Origin of the sequence: Streptomyces sp. NPDC017056, from assembly GCF_044332485.1 — a bacterium.
In the GTDB taxonomy this organism is placed as follows: domain Bacteria; phylum Actinomycetota; class Actinomycetes; order Streptomycetales; family Streptomycetaceae; genus Streptomyces.
In genome coordinates, this window is record NZ_JBIRPD010000015.1 from 67,081 (window position 1) to 83,099 (window position 16,019).

Here is a 16,019-nt window from a genome sequence, read left to right on the forward strand (position 1 = left end):
GCACTCACCGCAAGTCCAGTTAGCCGCCGGCGAGGCCCTGTCGCACGTGCTGGAACTGTTCGCGGACCTGCCGGGCGACCGGCTGATGATCCAGGCGACGTCCGGCATGTACCGCCCCGGCGCCCGCACCGGTCTGACGATGGGCGACCTGCGGGAACTGTCCGCAGAGCTGTGCGGTCGCGCGATGGAAGGTCCCGAGGATCAGGAGAACGCCGGATCGAAGGAGCCGGCCGTACCTGCCCCTCTGTCCGCCGAAGCTGCCGAGCGGTGGCACCGGGACCGCGTCCGGCTGTGGCAGAACCTGCGCGACGCACTGAACGCGCTGGAACTGGCCGGCGAGCGGCCGGGCCTGGATCTGACGGAGGCGGACGGCCGGATGGTGCGGCACGTCTGCGGCGAGACCGCCCGGGTCAGCCACGCGGACGACGACCCGGTGTGGCGGCTCGAAGTCGCCACGGATCTCTGAGGCGGAGGGAGGCAGCCGTGCCCAGTCCCTGCGCGTGGACGTACACGGACGACGACGGTATCCGCCGCCAGGTGAAAATCCATCGTACCCGTGACGACCGCGATGTCGTGTGGGCCCCGCGCTTTCCAAGCGATCCTGCCCCGTGGTTCGACGCGGACTATGCGGAGAACAATCCGGCCGCCTACTTCGCAGACGCCGACCTGACCGCGCTGGGCGTGCCGGTCGCGGCATGGTCCGGCTTCGATGACTGAGGAGAATGCCATGGCGAGGTACCGGGCCACACTGACCCAGCTGGCCAGTTGCGTCGTGGAGTTCGAGGCGCCGGACGGCGCCACGCCGCAGCAGCTCGAAGATGCGTTGTGGGGCGACCCCGAACTGGAGACCCCCATCCTGTGCCATCAGTGCGCAGACAGCCGCAACCAGTCACTGAATATCGACGGTGACTGGGAAGTCGTGACAAGTGACAGTGGCGAACCGCAGATCACGAAGCTGGACGGCTGATTGCCCAGGCTCCCGCCCCGGAGCGCGCCCCCTCCCCACGGCCCCGCGTTCCGGGGCGGGCCCCCGCTGCCGCCCTGCCCGCAATCCCTTCCCGGGCAGGGCGGCTGCTTCATGAGCGCCGCAAAGAATCACCAAGCCCTACGTGTAGGGGTATTATCAAACCTACGTGTTGGGCTGATAATGGAAGGGGAAGAAAACAGGCAGGGGAGGGAACCATGAAGATCACCGTCGCCGAATACCTCGTCACCCGGGGACTTCCCGTCGACTGGCGGTACGCCTCCCCGTTCGGCCGCCTCGCGGCCGACATCTACCGTGATCTCTACCATCGCGAGCCGCAGCACGCGTTCCAGCTCATCAACGATCATTTCTGCCGGGTGATGGCCTACCGGCCGGACGAACAGCATGTGCTGGATGCCGCGCTGGAGTTCTTTGCCGAGCCCGCACCGCGACCGTCCGCCGTTCCCTCGCCGCGCCGCACGGTCGCACACATTGACCGTGTGCTGGCCGACTACGTCAGCGACGACGCGATGCGGTGGGCGCCCGACCGCAGCAGTTGCGCACGGGGCACGGGAGCGCCCGCCCGTGGGCCTTCCTGCGCCGGGCGTACTGGCGGGGCGTACGCGCCACCACGACGACCGCGGCACCGCTGCCGGACTGCCCGGCCGAGCCCGTGTGCCCCATCTGCGGCAAGCCGTTCCCGTGCCTGGACCACGGCGACGGATGACCGCCCAGCGCACCGCGGGCATCCCCCGCGCCGGCGAACCACGTCGGCGCGGGAAATGCGTACCGCTGCGCGCCACCACGCCGTCCGAGAGGGCGGCGGCGCGTCGGCTCATCGGCCGCTGCGCACAAGGCCCCGGGGACCGGGCGTACGTGCTGTCCGCACTCGGGCTGGACGAATAAGAGGACCCCCATGACCACAGCACGAGCCGCGCTCTCCCGAGTCCTCGCGGTACGAGGACCGTGGCGCCCCGACGGGCTGGACCTGATCGAAGCCTTCGAGAAGGAGGTACAGGCGGCAGGCACCTGTGACGCTTCGGCGACCGGCGCATCAGTGGCGGAGGAACGGGCCGTCTTCGGCCCCTGCGTCCTGCGCCGCGGGCACGACGGCCCCGTGCACCAGGACGCGGACGGCAGGCGCTGGGCGGGGCAGGGTGAGCAGCCCGGGGGCGGCGGCTGATGCGCCTGACCGTGAAGACCGCAGGGCTGCGGATCTCGATCCGCGTCAGCGGCAGCTCGGCCGAAGCGCTCGCTGCGGCGCAGGCGACAGCGCAGAGACTGCTGGACGCGCTGACACCGGAGACCGAACACCCGGCCTTCGGCTACTGCGTGGCCTCCGAGACCGAGCGCGCAGAAAACGAGGAAGGTCATGACTGACGACACCACGCCCCGCCGCTTCCATCTCCAGCGCGACGCCGACGTCACGGGCATGTCCGGTACCGGGCACGTCGCCGACGGCGTCCTGTGGCCCGACGGCACCGCATCCATCCGCTGGCGCGGCACCCGCCCCTCCATAGTCCACTGGGATCGCCTGGACGACGCCGAAACCGTCCACGGGCACGGCGGGGCCACCCGCATCGTATGGGACGACCCGGAGCCAGTCGGCCGTGCCGAGGACCGCCTCCAGCCGTCCCTGATCAGCCAGTTGCAGCGGTACGCCGACGCCATTCTGGGTGCCATCCTTCCCTTCCACCCCGTCGAAGAAGGCTTTCACCGCTACCTGTCCACCGGCTGCCTGCACGGGGAGCACGGCTACTGCCAGGGGACGGCCGGCCGGGCAGGTGCCAAGGCACCGGCCCAGTGCAAGTTCTGCACGGCGCGCTGCGTGTACGGGTGCCATACGAAGAAGAGTTGATTACCGACATTCCCGCCCCGCCGCCCTGTGCGGTTACATGAGGAGTGCCCGCCAGTTCCGCACCCATGCAATGTCACGATTCTGTCCCTGAACACAACGACGGCCTGCACCACCCCAACGGAGCCGTGCAGGCCATCGTCACATAGCCATCGAATTCACCACCACCGTCAACGTACTCGGTGGGGCTTTTTTGTCTACCCTTGTCGCGGGTCTTTCGTGTATTCCTGCGCGGCGCGGTGCCCGGCGACGGGCCTTCCGTTCCTGCGGGACCACTACACCGGTCTGCCCTGTCGCCACGGGTGTGTGGGCTTAGCGCACTATGAGTGCCGTGTGAGCAGTCTACGCACCTGGCGCGCACCCGCCTGCCTCGGCGTGCGGCCGATTTTAGCCTGGGCCGCGACGTACTATCCTGCTGGCATCCAGCGAGCCGGGTCAGGCGCCTCTGTGTTTGCTATTCGCGAGAAAACCCCCGATTCTCGGTAGGCCCTCGCCGCCCCGCAGGATGTCTCGGATGGTGCGATACACGCGTCCATCCACGGTGGCCAGCACCAGCGCGCCACCGTACAACACGTGATAGACGAGGGTGGACAGTGTCGTCCAGTTGTTTTCCAGGGCTACACCGAAGCTGCCGACGTGATCGTATTGGTTTCGTTGGTCGTCCGGCTCGGAAACGCCGTCTCGCAACGTTTGGAAGATGCGATCGCGGATCCAATCGAAGCGGACAGCTTCCGAGGTGAGTTGAGCGACATAGGCGAAGTCGAGGCGGCGGGTGTTCGCGTTCGCTCGCGTCATTTCGCCGAGTCTGTTCAATCGACTGTACACTACCCGCGGAGTGTACGGTTCGGTGGCGCGCTGTTGATTGGGGTCTAGGATGGCGTAATTCTCGCTATATCCGATCGTCTGGAAGTCCGGAGCTGGATCGTTCCGGTAGAAATCCCTGTACGCCCTGGCCAGTGGACTTCCATCGCCGTCGCGGGAGAACTGATACCTTCTGCCGCCGGCGGCAATTCCGACGAGATACATGTCGTTTGTCCGGAAGTACAGTGACAGGAAATGCCGCTCATAGGCGGTGACCCGGACCTCGATGAAACGGTTCTGGTAGCCTTCGGTTTCCCATAGGTTCTGCCTATCCGTCCCATTGCCGATGTGCTCTCCGGCCAACCCGCGTATGTTGTTGATGAGATTGAGGTATCTCTGCGCGCCATTGCCATTGGCGCCCGAATAGGCCAAGTTCTCGACATCCCAGGTCACTTGGGTCCATGGCGCCAGTGTTTGCGCGTGAGCCGGTGTGGCGTTGGCGTCCAGCAGCCCGCATGTAGTGAGCAAAGCAAGAAGCAGCACGCCAAGGCGTCTGCCGACGCGGCGCGCGGAGGACACTGGATGCACGGAAGCTCTCCCTACGCTTCGACGCAGAGCCCCCCAGCGGGACTCCGCGAGAATGTCTCGGCAAGGCGTCAGCTTGCGATACAGGCGAATGCCGGTGCCGCTGCCTTGCCCGTCGATGCCGACCGCCCGTACGCATCAGGCAGTCGGCATCGACCGCCGAAGCGCAGGGCAGACCACGCCACGGCCACAGCGGACGTCCCTGACCCTGCCGTGCGGACCTAACGCTTATCTAACGGTGATCTAACCCTGGCGCCCAGGCACCGCTCCCGCTCCGCACGGCGCTCACGCAGGCGAAAGCTCCCGGCGGATAGGGTGCGGCCATGACGGTGCCGCCCGGCTTCACCTTCGAGCTGATCGCAGTCGACAGCCTGAGCCGCCATCCCGACGTCGGTGGTCACGGTGACAACCGGCCCCTGACGCGGGAGTACCTGGTCCGGCGCGCCGCCGCCCTCGACCGGCTCGCCGAGGCCGAGCTGCCTCCCGGCCAAGCGCCCTGTGCCGCCGAGTACCTCGTTGACGCCAACGAGTACGCACAGGTTCTGCTCGACTACGGCCGCGCGTACGGCACCACCCGCGGCCCCGCCCCGGCCGGCAACCTGTGCTGGGACGAGGACCCGCGCCACTACACACGGCAGGAGCACGCCATGTGGGTACTGGAGCACGACGTGCCGTAACCACCCCACCGATCACGACCACGCCCCGGCAGCCTTCGGCGCCGGGGCTTTCGCATGGAAGGACGCACCCGCCGTGAAGAGGACCAACGCCCTGGTGACCGTGCTGTCGGCCGGGGTCGTCGCGCTTATCTCGTGCGGTGCTGCGCCGCACGGCACGGTGACCGGCAAGGAGTACAAGGCAACCGGGAACCAGTGGACCACCGAGCCGCAGACGAAACGCTCGTGCTCCGGCACCGGAGCCAAACGCTCGTGCCGCACCGTCGGCGACGGGAGCAGGCGCGTCCAGCGGCCGCGCCCCGAGTGCTGGGAGATCGAGCTGGACACCGGTGACGAGATCTGCGTCAGCCGTGGGCAGTGGGACAAGGCCAGGGTCGGGCAGAAGTGGTGAGCGCCGGGACCGGGGACCTGCGCGCGCAGTGGGACGGGCACACCACCGGGCAGACGTACGCGCGGGTCTCCCGGCGCGTGCAGCAGCTCACGGGCGCGTGCCGCGATGACTGAACACCTCGCCTGGCTCGCCGCGTCCGTCGTTCTCGGCGGGGGAGCGGGCTACGCCGTCAGCGCCCTCGCCCGACCGGCCGCCGGCGCGGGGCACACCGCCGTTTCTGGCACCGGCGGCCCCGCCGCCGCAAAGCCCCGCGTCCAGGACGGCGGAGCTCCCGCTGCCCGACGCCGTCACCGAGACCATCCCGCTTCCCGAGGAGGAGACATGGACATCATCCGCACGCCGCTCGATCTCGATGTAGACGACGACGGGTGCATGCGGCGGATGCAAGCCGATCTTGTTTACGATCCGCGCGACGCCTGCGCCGTCCGGCTGCACATCAACGACAACGGACGCCCGGTGCGCTGGGACTTCGCCCGGGGCCTGCTGATGCAGGGCATCCTGACCAGCCGCTGGACCGGGATGGGGGACGTCCGGATACGCCGCTGCGACCGCGGGCGGCTGCGCATCCGGCTCCAGACACCCAAGGGAACAGCAGACCTCGTCGCGTCCTGGCCGCAGGCACGTGCGTTCCTGTGCCGCACCTACGAAGCGGTGCCCGAGGGCCGGGAGTTCGACGCCGTCGACATGGACGCGGAGCTGCGGCTCCTGCTCGGCGAAGCGGCGTGAGCCCTCAGGGGCGCCAGGGGACGAAGATGTACACCTCAGTGGTACGCCGGACGCGGCGGTGAACGTGTAAGCCACAGCACGAGAGGCGGGTGGCCGTGACCGGCGATCCTCAAGCGAACGGCCACCCGCCCCAGTTCAGCCAGCCGGACCGGCCGGCCGTCCCGCCGCTCCTGCCTCCGGACGAGATCAGCGCACGCACTTTCATAGGGGAACTGGATCCGGCGAAGCGCTCCGTGATGTGGGCCGCCATGTCTCCGGAAGCGCAATGGCTGGCTTTCAAGGCGGGACGCCATTTCCCGGTGGCGGGAATGGACCGGGATGTCGCCGCCCGCATGGAAGCGATGCACGAGGAGCTGAGGCGCGAGGAGAGCGTCTGCAAGCAGGTCGAATTCCTGGAGATTTCCGAGGAGGCGAAGCGGCGCCACGAGGAACGGAAGATGGCTGCGCTCACCTCGCCGGACGGCATGGCAGCGCTGGCCGAAGAGTTCGCCAAGAATGTTTACGACAGCGAATCACTGGATGCGATACCCGCTCCGGAACCACTGATCAGCGACTTCCTCAACCGGGGCACGCTCGCCCGGTTCTTCGGGCCGCCGAAGTCGCTCAAGTCCTTCGTCGCACTGGAGATGGCGGGCTGCGTCGGCACAGGGGAGCGGTTCTTCGGGCACGGCACCCGGGCCGCCCGGGTCCTGTACATCGTCGCGGAGGGCGCGAGCGGCACCCGGGCCCGGGTGCGGGCCTGGGAAGACCTGCACGGCCGGCGCATGGACGGCGTGTACTGGTACCCGCGCGCCGTCCAGGTGGGCGATGCGGAGCAGATGCGCAGCCTGCTGGCGTACTGCGTCACCTACGGCTTCGGCCTGGTGATCCTCGATACGCAGGCGCGCAGCACGGTGGGCATGGACGAGAACAGCAACGGGGAGATGGGCACCGCCATCGCCGCGCTGGACGCCCTGCGGGAGGAGACCGGCGCCTGCGTGCTGCTGGTGCACCACAGCGGCACCGAGGGCGGGCGCGGGCGCGGCGCGACGGCCTTCGACGGGGCGGTGGACAGCGAGTTCGAGATCAGGAGGACCGAGGGCACGGCCAGGGTGGAGGTCAGGAGCCGCTTCCAGAAGGACATGGCCGAGGCGCCCGTGCTCCTGGTCGAAGGCGTCAGGACGCTCGGCAGCCTCGCCCTGTAGCCGCAGGGGAGCGTGCCGCCCGCCGCGACCGAGGTCATCGTCACCGAGAAGCAGGCAGCCGTGCTGCGCGCGATCGGGGAGTACGGAGAGGTCGGTGTTTCCGTCAGTGGTGCCGCCGCGGCCCTGGGACTGGAGAAGGCGGAGAGGAGCGCCGTCGGCACGCACGTGAACGCGTTGCTGAAAAAAGACTTGATCAAGAAAGTGGCGGGGGCCGCGCGCTACGAGATCACCTACGAAGGCCGCCTCCAGACGGCCGCCTTCGCCGCCGCCGCGGCGGACGGGGCGGATCACTCCGCGTACGACCAGAGCATGATCGACCAGCTTGATTGAGGGCACCCCTGTGACCTGGGGTTTTGTAAAAGCGTCGCTATCCGTCGCTATGTCTGACCTGCGATGTCGCTACTTTTCGCGGTTCTTCAAGGTCATGTCGCTATTTCGTCGCTACCCCCTGTCGCTACCGTCGCTATTCCGTCGTGCTTTCGTCGCTATCTCTGACCTGCGGCGTCGTGCTTTCGTCGCTATCCCTTCCGTTTTTCCAAGATCGTGTCGCTAGTCGCTGGGGGTGTAGGGACTACCCCCCACTAGCGACGCCTGCGACAGCCATGATCCAAAGAGGGGGAAAAGGCGTTGCGTCACCTGATCGACACAGAGATCAAACTGGCCGTCTGCAACCGCTGCGGGGCGTACGTGTTCGCGTGCCGTGTCTCGGGGCTCGCAACGGCAGCCGATCCCGAACCGCTGGACGCGGCGGCGTACCGGGCCGCGCTCATTGCCGGCCGCCGGACGTACGACGTGATCACCATGGCCGGGCGCCCCTGGCACCTGAGGCGGCGCACCGTGTCGGTGTCCGCGACGCCGTGCGACATCGTCGCCTCCCGCGCCTGCGGCGCCCTCGGGCTGGACGCCACGGCCGTCACGGAGGTGCCCCGGGACCCTCCCCGAGCCCCTGTGAGCGCTACTGGGCACCCGGAGTGCCGCTCTGCTTCCGGGGCGGCTCGGGCGGACCCGGAGAGCCCCGGTCCTGCGAGCGGTGTGATCCGGCGCCGTTCTGACCCAGGTCAGAGCTGGCGGCCGAAGCTGTGCCTTCAGTGCCGCACCTGGCTGGACGCTGATGATCCGTACGTGGCCGTGCGGATGTCCGCCTCGCAGTGGTGGGCCTGCCACGCCGACGGCTGCCCGGCGCCCCGGCACACACCCCGGCCCTGGATGCGCCCCAGAGGCGCCTGAACGGCCCTCTGAGGGTCTGCCGCCCCCGCGTCGATATTTCCCGGCGCCACCCCGCGCCCTGCGCGGCCCTGACGGGCGCTCAGGGCGTTTTTGCTGTCCCCGTGATCCGAAAGGCTCGCACATGATCTGTCCCGCCTGCGCCTGGGCAGCCGACCACCCCGCCGCCGCACGGGAGTTCCCCGGCCAGGGGCACGCGGCGTGCCGCGGCGCCGCCTGGTGCTGCTGCGCGCACCGCGTCCCGGAGCCGTGCCGCGCCCCGCAGCCGCAGCGCGCCGGGACCGCCGGTGGGTGACGCGGAGACCGTGGCGCGACTCGTCGCCGAGCTGGCCGACGGGTGGCGCGAGCACATCGAGTACGACGTCGCCGTGCAGCGCCACAGCGGTGTGTGCCGGGCGCTCCGCGCCGCGATGACGCCGGCCTGCCGCAGGCATCACGAATGCGAATGCCCGTCCCGGACGGAGGCCCGCGCCGAGGACCGCCTCCAGCCGTCCCTGATCCGTCAGTTGCAGGAGGCGGTGACCGAACGCACCGCCGCCGGAAACGGCAGCGGTGTCAGCGCGCAGGAAAAGTCGCACAGCAGTCCGCCCGGAAATCAAGAAGCCCTGGATTGCCTGTTCGCCATCGAGACGGACGCGCACATGCATTACGCACTGCTGCGCGAAGCGCTGTATCCCCATGACCGGGCCGAGGGGATATCGGCGGTCAACGCGCTGCGCCAGATAGCGGACTGGTGTGCCCTGGTCGCCGACGGGACACTGGACGCCGGCCCGGACCTCGTGCACGAGGTCAAGAGCGACCTGCACCGGCGCGTACGGACCGCGAGGATCATTCTCGGGTACGACTCGCCGCAGCGGATGCTCGCCTCGGTGGTGTGCGGCGAGTGCGGAGGCGCGCTGAGCGTCGCCGACGACGCGTCGACCGATGTGCGCTGCATCGGCACGCCGGAGACGGCACCGTGCGGCACGCGGTACTACCGGTGGCAGTGGATCGAACTTCTGGAAGAAAGTGGGAGCGCATGAGCGAGGGGCGGCCGACGGCCGACGAGCTGCTTGAACTGATCGATCAATTGAGAGACCCCGACCCGTGCTGATACGACCATCACGGATACTGCCAGGCGCACGGCTGGCCATACACCGAACCGCGCTGCCCGCACGCCAGGGCTGCGGAACTGTTCGCCGAGGGGGAGGACGTGTGAATCACTGCTGTCGTCTCCCGGCGCAACACGCCGGAGGATGTGGAGCAGGATCGTCTGTGGAAGGAGACGGAGGACCGAGTGGCTGACAACCTTGCTCAGTTCCTGCGGGAGCGGGTGGCCGAAGACCTGGACGGTGCCGCGCATGCTGCAACGGCCGGGTGGTGTGACGAGGAGGTGGATGTCAGCAGCCCGGTAGAGCGCCACGTCCTGCGGCATGACCCGGCCCGCGTGCTGGTCGAGGCCGGGGCCAAGAAGCGGATCATCGAAGAACATGCGCCGTCCAGGCCCGAGCACCTCCGGCGTACGGAACGGGGCTGCCAGACGTGCTGCACTGCTCAGGCGTGGGACGCGGAGGCGGACGAGTCGAACTGCCTGACCCTGCGCCTGTTCGCTCGGCCGTACGTCGACCACCCGGATTTCAGGGAGGAGTGGCGTCCGTGAGCGACCCGACAGCGGCGCATGCCGATGCGCTGGTGAGCGTGTTCCTCCTGCGTAAGTTCCTGGAGGCCACCCGCGAAGGCATGGAGAGCGGTTCGCGCCGTCGCCGCCGCCAGGTGAGCGACGACGCCCGGCGTCTCGCCGGCTGTCCGGTCGTCAGGGTCGTCCGCCAGGAGTCGGGCGTCGACACCTCCGACCCGGACTGTGGGTACGCGACGGTCAAGGCCGTGATCGGCTGTGAGCACGGCTGCCGCGCGGAGTTCGAGGATGGGGACTTCGGCGATCTCACCGGCCTGATCGCGCGGATTGCCGGGGAAGAGTCGGGGAGGCGGCCGTGAGTGTGCCGCCCCGGAGCGCTGCTGTGCCGAAGGAGCGGCGGGCGTGAGCGGCGCCGATGACATGATCGCCTTCTAGCGGGCGCGACTCGGCGAAGTGGCGGAAGTCGTCCCCACGCGCGCGGGGACCACCCCGTCGCCAGATTGCCGGCCAGCGTCTCCATGGGATCACCCCCGCACGCGCGGGGACCACTTCGCAGCACTGCGAGGCCGGGTGAACGGCGAGGGATCACCCCCGCACGCGCGGGGACCACAGGGCGCGACCAGCGGTTCTACCCGGCGAGGTGCGGAATCTTCCTGACTTCGAGAAAACCGACATTGCGACCTGAAGGGTTCATTTGAGACGGCAGTGCGGTGACCCGATCACGCTACTACGTGCGGGCGACGGTACACAGCGTCGTGGCCCTGCACGTCGGTCCGTCTGCTCGTGTCCGACTACGACGATCGTCCCGAGTACAAGGAGAGTTGGTGCCTGTGAACGGACCCGACGACCCCCGCTGGGAGTGGGTCGAGATCCCGGAGTTCGGCAGTCCGTCCCAGTGGATCAAGGGGCGGTGCAACCACCTCGACGTGGTGCCCGTGTGCGAGAAGGACTTGCTGGGCGATGACGGCCCGGTCGTCGAGCACCTGTGCCGTACCTGCGATCAGCAACTGCCGAAGGAGTGGACGCCGTGAATATGCTGCTGCGTGCCGGGCGCTGGTACTGGCGTGTGAACACCGTCGTGTGGTGGCAGGTCCGCCGGTTCACGGTCCCGCTGCACATCCTCTTCGGCGCCCTGTCCGTGGTCGCATGGGCGGCCGGCGTCCGGACCTGCAACCCGGTGCTGATGTGGATGCCCGCCATGTACGCCGGAGCCTGGGCGGTGACCGTCTTCGCGGAGCCGCGGCGGTGACCCGTCTCGCCGATACCGACGCCGCGGTTCTCTACACCGGCCGCCCCCGCGAAGTCCTGTACCGGTGGCGGCGCGAGGGGCGGATCACGGACCACCGGGATGCGCGGGGGCGCCCCCTGTGGGACCTCACGGAACTGCCCGCGCACATCCCGGGAACACCTCTGCCCCAGCCGCCGCCCTCGCCTCACAAAGGCCATTCCTTGGCTCCCTAACCGATCATATGCACTATGGACCCGTACCAGGCGTGCCCGCAGGGGCGCGCCTGACGTGATTCTGAGGCCCCGTCCGCATGAGCCGGCGGGGCTTTCTGCTGCGCCGCGAGGCGGCGCCCGCGGCTGTCAACGGCCGCTCCTGACCGCCCGATCACGGGGCGGACCACGGTCTCGTACGGGGGGCGGACCATGACCCGAGAGGGAACCTCGTGGGGCATCACCGCACCACACCGGGACGGCACCGGAAGCCCAAGGCCGTCCGCGCCAAGCGCCCCCTGACGATCGCCGCCGTGACCGGGCTCGTGGGCACCGGCGCCGTTGTCGCGGGCGCGGAGAAAGCATCCGCCGCACCCGCCAGCGTCTGGGACAAGGTCGCCCAGTGCGAGTCCGGCGGCAACTGGCACACCAACACCGGCAACGGCTTCTACGGCGGGCTCCAGTTCACCCCGTCGACCTGGCGGGCGTACGGCGGCAAGCGGTACGCCTCCCGTGCCGACCGCGCGACCAAGAGGCAGCAGATCGCCGTCGCGAAACGCGTGCTCCGGAGCCAGGGCCCCGGGGCGTGGCCCGTCTGCTCGGCGCGCGCCGGACTGCGCCGCGGCATGGCCGCACCCTTCAGCGGGCCGGCCCAGGCCGCGACGCCCAAGTACCGGAAAGCGGCGCCGAAGAAGGCTGCCGCCGGTACCGCGGCCAGGGCGGCGGCGTACGCGCTGCGGCAGGTCGGCAAGCCGTACGTCTACGGAGCCTCCGGCCCGTACGCCTTCGACTGCTCCGGGCTGACCATGGCTGCGTGGCGGGCGGCAGGGGTCCGTATCCCCCGCACCTCACAGGCCCAGTGGTCCGGACTGCGGCATGTGCCCTTGAAGAACCTTCGGGTCGGCGACCTGGTCGCCTACTACCGGGGTGCCTCGCATATCGGCATCTACATCGGGGGCGGGCGCATCGTGGAGGCGCCCCGCCCGGGGCGGAGCGTCCGCGTGGCCAGGCTCAACGCGCAGCCCGTGCTCGGGGTGGTGCGTCCGCACGGCTCGACAACGGGGGGTGGGGGGGTACCCCCCACCCCCGGGGGGCTCCCCACACCAAGGCGGGGGCCTCTGCCCAGGCGGGGCCTGCTGGCCAGGGCGGCCGGTCGAAGGGCAGGGGCGGTGACCAGAAGGCGGGTGCCGGTGATAACCGGGGGAGTGCCAACGCACCGGGTGAGGCAGGGCCCCGCCCCCATGCCGTGGCCAAGCCCTACAAGGTCAAGCGTGGTGACAGCCTGTATCGCATCGCCCAGGCCCACAACATCAGGAGTTGGCGTGCGCTCTACCGCGTCAACCACCGCACCGTCGGCAGCAACCCGCACCTGATCCATCCTGGACAGGTGCTGAGCCTGCCCCGATAGCCACCGTCCGCTACCGCACTTCGCTTGTGCTGCCTGGCTGTTCGCCATGGATACACAGTGCCCTGCCGTCAAGGAGCTGTGTACCCATGGAGAATGGTGATGGTGCTCGTGCCCATCGCTCTGGTTACCAATGGCGCAAGGCAGCAGAGCGCCTGCGCCGTGAGGCCGAGCCCATGTGCTGGATCTGTGGTGCAGAGATCGACCTGACACTGGGACTACCGACACGCGATGTCATGGACTGCTGGTCACGTTGATCCCTTGTCGCGTGGTGGTGATCCCTACGATGCCGCGAACCTGCGTCCCGCTCACCGGCGCTGCAATTCGATCAAGGGTGCCGGACGTGCGCCGGTTCCGCTGGTGGCCTCGCGGCGGTGGTGATCACTGCCAATGCATACGCAATATGCATCCATGCATGAATAGTTGATGTATAGGTTCTTATGTTGATCTCCGGGGAGTTATGCAGAGCCTGGACGGGGGCGGCGGCCGCCACGGGCCAGCTCGGGCACCCGGGAATCGGGCAGGGGGTGCAGGGTCGGCGCGGCAGGGGGCACCTCCAAGGGGTGGGGGATCGTTTCTTCGCCACTCATTCGAGTGGAGCAACGGATATACCCATGCCCATGAGGGCATTCCATGTGTGATCAGCAGCAAAAAGAGAGGGAACCCATGCGCCGCATCACCGCCGTTGCCCTCGGAACCGCCACGCTCCTCTGCATTCTTACCGCAGCCCCCCAAGCCGCGTTCCCCGAACCCTCCCAGCCACGGGCGAGCGGGACATTCTACTACCACACCCAGCCCGGAGACTTCACAGAGTCCATCAACAATCCAAAGGATGACAAGTGCTACACCGACCCTGCTGCCAGCGGAGCCGTGGATAATGCCACAGACCGGACCGCTCAGCTCTACTCGGCAAAAAACTGCCGTGGGGAAGCGGTTGGCGCCTTGCTCCCGTATGAGGCTCTAGATCACGAGGAATTCCGCTCGGTGAAATTCGTCCGGTAATCGCGACCGCAACGCCACGGCGAAAGTGAACGTAACGAGGAGGCGCAGCCTTACCCGTGCCCTCTGATACAAGCTCCACCAAGCGTCAGCCCATGTCCGCCCCGTACGAGCCTGGTTAAGGCCCGTGCGGGGCGTTGCCTTGGAGCGCCAACGCTCTCCCATGGCCAGCTCGGGGCACGCGGCGATCGGGCAGGGGGTACGGGGTCGTCGGGGCAGGGGGCCACCTCCAGGGGCGGGGAATGTGGTGCACACCACTCGTCATGTGCGCACGCGGAGCGGACCTACAGCGCGAGCCGGGGCAGTCTCGGAGGGGCCCGCAGGCGACTAGGAGGGAACGCATGGCTGTGCACATTGGCGACGTTGAGCGCCTGGTTAAACGGTGGGTCGTCCAGGCCCGAGCCGGCGCGAAAGAGCGTGGCGAGCGTCCCGTGTACTACTCGGGGTTGTCGAACACCAAGCGAACCGAGCTGTTCCGAGAGGCGCACTTCTGGCACGCTCTCGCGTCCGGTGAACTTCTGGAACAGTGCGTCCAGCCCCGCCCCACCGGCGCGAACACGGGGCCATGCGCATGAACTTAGCGGACTGCTGCGAGCGGCTGCACGCCATGCTGGACGCCCGCGGAGACACGTTGCCCGTGGGCACCCGCGAACAGTTCGCCACAGCAGAGCAGCGCATCGGCGTCGCGCTGGACATCGTGGAGCATGCGCCCGCCGCCTGGTCGCGTGAAGCAGACGCAGCATGGGGCGAACTAATGAGGTGGGCTGGTCGGCTCGATACGGACAGCTTCCGGCAGAGTGGCGAATGGGTTCCCGAAGGATGGGGAGCGTTCTCGGGCTGATCACTCATACGTTCGGGAGTGACCTACCGCGCCAATCATCGTTCGTAGGGCATGACCACCCGTAGGACCGTCACGGAGCTTGCCGTCACCGCAGCAGCGATCGGAACCGGGCTCGCGACCGCCGCACCCGCGTCCGCTGGAGGAATCGGCGTCCTCCTGTCACCAGCATTCGCGACGACATGCGCCAACAAGACAGGCACCCACGCAACCGGAGCCACTACGGCTGGAAGTGGCACCGCCAGCAACAACCTTGGGAAGCTGCCGATCCTCGGAGCGATGAACCAGTGCGGCGGGGCTGATATGCCCGCGCAACAAAGTCCACTGAGCCTGTTGCCCGACAGGCTGAGCACGGTTCATGCACTGCCTAAGGCTCTTGGCGAACTTAGCCAAGCCTCTCCCATGAGATCTTTGTTGACGCGCCATGGGCTCGGCGGTTAGCGCCGAGATCGACAGCTCCAAATTCTGTACGTGTCTTGAGCTGGTGACACCCGACGCACAGCACTTGCACGTTCCCATCCGTGTCGGCCCCTCCCATCGCGAGGGCCGCACGTGATCGATCTCCACCACGTCCGCGGGGAAGTCGCCCAGACACCAGTCACACCAGCCCGACCCGCGCTCATCCACCCGCCGGCGGAGCCTCGCAGCAGCGTCGTAGCGGGCAGCTCGGCGCCTACTGCGGGCCAGGCGTGCACGATCACCGGTTGCGCGCCCAGTTGCTGCTCATTGCCATGAACGTGCTGGCCCCGGTGTCGGCGTTTGGGGGAAGCTCGGTCTGTCCCGAACGCGCGGGCAGCACCTCGTACCTGTGCATCTTCGGGCATGTGGGGTGGGAGGCGGCATGGCTCAGCGTGCTTCGGACCGCCTCCTTCAAGAGATCAGGCGCAGCCATACGGTCCACGCCTGCGTGGACGTGACCTCGCCGACGCGGCAGACGGTCCGGCTCCCGGCCACGGGCGGGGAAGTCGGGTGCGACCGTACGGCGGCGGTCCGGCGTACCTGCAAGGCCACCTGCGTAGATCCTCTGGGGGTGCTGGTCCCCAGAGCACGGATTCCCTGCTGACGCCGTACGGGACCGAGCTGCGGCCATACCGGGGCGTGAAGTACGACGACGGAACGGTGGACGTGCTGCCGCTCGGAGTGTTCCGGCTCGCCAAGGTCAGCGTCTCGGACGCGACCGGCGGCAGCCCGGACATCCAGCTGGAGGCGTACGACTTGTCGAGGACGGTCGCCAGGGACAAGTTCACCAGCCCGTACGTCATCGCCAGCGGCACGAACATGATCGAGGCCATCAAGTCGGTTCTGGCGCGCACCTTCGCGT

The 16,019-nt window shown here is 68.4% G+C and carries 22 protein-coding genes and 2 pseudogenes; 23 read left to right on the plus strand and 1 reads right to left on the minus strand.

Annotated features, from left to right (window positions below; genetic code table 11):
• Positions 1–46: 46 nt before the first annotated feature.
• The 7 genes from ACH4OW_RS26150 (at position 47) to ACH4OW_RS26180 (ending at position 2,822) form a co-directional block, all read left to right on the plus strand.
• Entirely contained in the window at positions 47–466 is a 420-nt protein-coding gene (locus tag ACH4OW_RS26150) for a hypothetical protein (protein ID WP_398030262.1), read from the plus strand.
• Between the two features lie 17 nt (positions 467–483).
• Positions 484–717: a hypothetical protein gene (locus tag ACH4OW_RS26155; RefSeq protein ID WP_398030263.1), complete on the plus strand. Its 234-nt coding sequence runs from the start codon at positions 484–486 to the stop codon at positions 715–717.
• Positions 710–967 carry a hypothetical protein gene (locus tag ACH4OW_RS26160; RefSeq protein WP_398030264.1) on the plus strand — a complete coding sequence of 86 codons (258 nt, stop codon included), beginning with the start codon at positions 710–712 and terminating at the stop codon, positions 965–967. Before ACH4OW_RS26155 ends, ACH4OW_RS26160 begins: the two co-directional genes overlap by 8 nt.
• Positions 968–1,499: 532 nt before the next feature.
• Positions 1,500–1,691 (plus strand): hypothetical protein, encoded by a 192-nt coding sequence (locus ACH4OW_RS26165; RefSeq protein ID WP_398030265.1) that lies wholly within the window; start codon positions 1,500–1,502, stop codon positions 1,689–1,691.
• 189 nt (positions 1,692–1,880) lie between these two features.
• Positions 1,881–2,147, plus strand: a complete 267-nt coding sequence (locus tag ACH4OW_RS26170; protein WP_398030266.1) for a hypothetical protein — start codon at positions 1,881–1,883, stop codon at positions 2,145–2,147.
• Positions 2,147–2,344 (plus strand): hypothetical protein, encoded by a 198-nt coding sequence (locus ACH4OW_RS26175; protein WP_398030267.1) that lies wholly within the window; start codon positions 2,147–2,149, stop codon positions 2,342–2,344. Before ACH4OW_RS26170 ends, ACH4OW_RS26175 begins: the two co-directional genes overlap by 1 nt.
• Positions 2,337–2,822, plus strand: a complete 486-nt coding sequence (locus tag ACH4OW_RS26180; RefSeq protein ID WP_398030268.1) for a hypothetical protein — start codon at positions 2,337–2,339, stop codon at positions 2,820–2,822. Before ACH4OW_RS26175 ends, ACH4OW_RS26180 begins: the two co-directional genes overlap by 8 nt.
• Positions 2,823–3,254: 432 nt before the next feature.
• Here ACH4OW_RS26180 and ACH4OW_RS26185 read toward each other — a convergent pair whose 3' ends face one another.
• Positions 3,255–4,208, minus strand: a complete 954-nt coding sequence (locus ACH4OW_RS26185) for a ribosome-inactivating family protein (protein ID WP_398030269.1) — start codon at positions 4,206–4,208, stop codon at positions 3,255–3,257.
• Positions 4,209–4,528: 320 nt separating this feature from the next.
• Here ACH4OW_RS26185 and ACH4OW_RS26190 point away from each other — a divergent pair, with 320 nt between their 5' ends.
• The 16 genes and pseudogenes from ACH4OW_RS26190 to ACH4OW_RS26265 form a co-directional block, all read left to right on the plus strand.
• The gene (locus ACH4OW_RS26190; protein WP_398030270.1) at positions 4,529–4,882 is read left to right on the plus strand and encodes a hypothetical protein; all 354 of its coding nucleotides are present in this window, start codon (positions 4,529–4,531) and stop codon (positions 4,880–4,882) included.
• A 73-nt stretch (positions 4,883–4,955) separates the two neighbouring features.
• A complete protein-coding gene (locus ACH4OW_RS26195; protein ID WP_398030271.1) occupies positions 4,956–5,270 on the plus strand; it encodes a hypothetical protein in 315 nt (104 codons plus the stop codon).
• Positions 5,271–5,591: 321 nt separating this feature from the next.
• Positions 5,592–5,996: an SsgA family sporulation/cell division regulator gene (locus ACH4OW_RS26200; RefSeq protein WP_398030272.1), complete on the plus strand. Its 405-nt coding sequence runs from the start codon at positions 5,592–5,594 to the stop codon at positions 5,994–5,996.
• Between the two features lie 95 nt (positions 5,997–6,091).
• Positions 6,092–7,180 carry an AAA family ATPase gene (locus ACH4OW_RS26205; protein ID WP_398030273.1) on the plus strand — a complete coding sequence of 363 codons (1,089 nt, stop codon included), beginning with the start codon at positions 6,092–6,094 and terminating at the stop codon, positions 7,178–7,180.
• A gap of 12 nt (positions 7,181–7,192) precedes the next feature.
• Positions 7,193–7,510 carry a hypothetical protein gene (locus ACH4OW_RS26210; RefSeq protein ID WP_398030274.1) on the plus strand — a complete coding sequence of 106 codons (318 nt, stop codon included), beginning with the start codon at positions 7,193–7,195 and terminating at the stop codon, positions 7,508–7,510.
• Positions 7,511–8,691: 1,181 nt separating this feature from the next.
• Positions 8,692–9,426: a hypothetical protein gene (locus tag ACH4OW_RS26215; RefSeq protein WP_398030275.1), complete on the plus strand. Its 735-nt coding sequence runs from the start codon at positions 8,692–8,694 to the stop codon at positions 9,424–9,426.
• A 254-nt stretch (positions 9,427–9,680) separates the two neighbouring features.
• On the plus strand, positions 9,681–10,043 hold the full coding sequence (locus ACH4OW_RS26220; RefSeq protein ID WP_398030276.1) for a DUF6221 family protein: 363 nt from the start codon (positions 9,681–9,683) through the stop codon (positions 10,041–10,043).
• A complete protein-coding gene (locus ACH4OW_RS26225) occupies positions 10,040–10,378 on the plus strand; it encodes a hypothetical protein (RefSeq protein ID WP_398030277.1) in 339 nt (112 codons plus the stop codon). Before ACH4OW_RS26220 ends, ACH4OW_RS26225 begins: the two co-directional genes overlap by 4 nt.
• 465 nt (positions 10,379–10,843) lie before the next feature.
• Positions 10,844–11,050 (plus strand): hypothetical protein, encoded by a 207-nt coding sequence (locus tag ACH4OW_RS26230; protein WP_398030278.1) that lies wholly within the window; start codon positions 10,844–10,846, stop codon positions 11,048–11,050.
• Complete coding sequence (locus ACH4OW_RS26235; protein ID WP_398030279.1) at positions 11,047–11,268, plus strand: hypothetical protein; 222 nt, start codon at positions 11,047–11,049, stop codon at positions 11,266–11,268. Before ACH4OW_RS26230 ends, ACH4OW_RS26235 begins: the two co-directional genes overlap by 4 nt.
• 514 nt (positions 11,269–11,782) lie before the next feature.
• Positions 11,783–12,415, plus strand: a pseudogene (locus ACH4OW_RS26240) (transglycosylase family protein); the annotation flags it as partial.
• A gap of 287 nt (positions 12,416–12,702) precedes the next feature.
• On the plus strand, positions 12,703–12,864 hold the full coding sequence (locus ACH4OW_RS26245; RefSeq protein ID WP_398030280.1) for a LysM peptidoglycan-binding domain-containing protein: 162 nt from the start codon (positions 12,703–12,705) through the stop codon (positions 12,862–12,864).
• A gap of 228 nt (positions 12,865–13,092) precedes the next feature.
• Positions 13,093–13,242, plus strand: coding sequence for an HNH endonuclease signature motif containing protein (locus tag ACH4OW_RS26250; protein ID WP_398030281.1), 150 nt, complete (start codon positions 13,093–13,095; stop codon positions 13,240–13,242).
• A gap of 285 nt (positions 13,243–13,527) precedes the next feature.
• Positions 13,528–13,863 (plus strand): hypothetical protein, encoded by a 336-nt coding sequence (locus ACH4OW_RS26255; protein WP_398030282.1) that lies wholly within the window; start codon positions 13,528–13,530, stop codon positions 13,861–13,863.
• 562 nt (positions 13,864–14,425) lie between these two features.
• Entirely contained in the window at positions 14,426–14,701 is a 276-nt protein-coding gene (locus ACH4OW_RS26260) for a hypothetical protein (protein ID WP_398030283.1), read from the plus strand.
• 819 nt (positions 14,702–15,520) lie between these two features.
• A pseudogene (locus ACH4OW_RS26265) lies at positions 15,521–16,000 on the plus strand (DUF5047 domain-containing protein); the annotation flags it as partial.
• Positions 16,001–16,019: the final 19 nt, after the last annotated feature.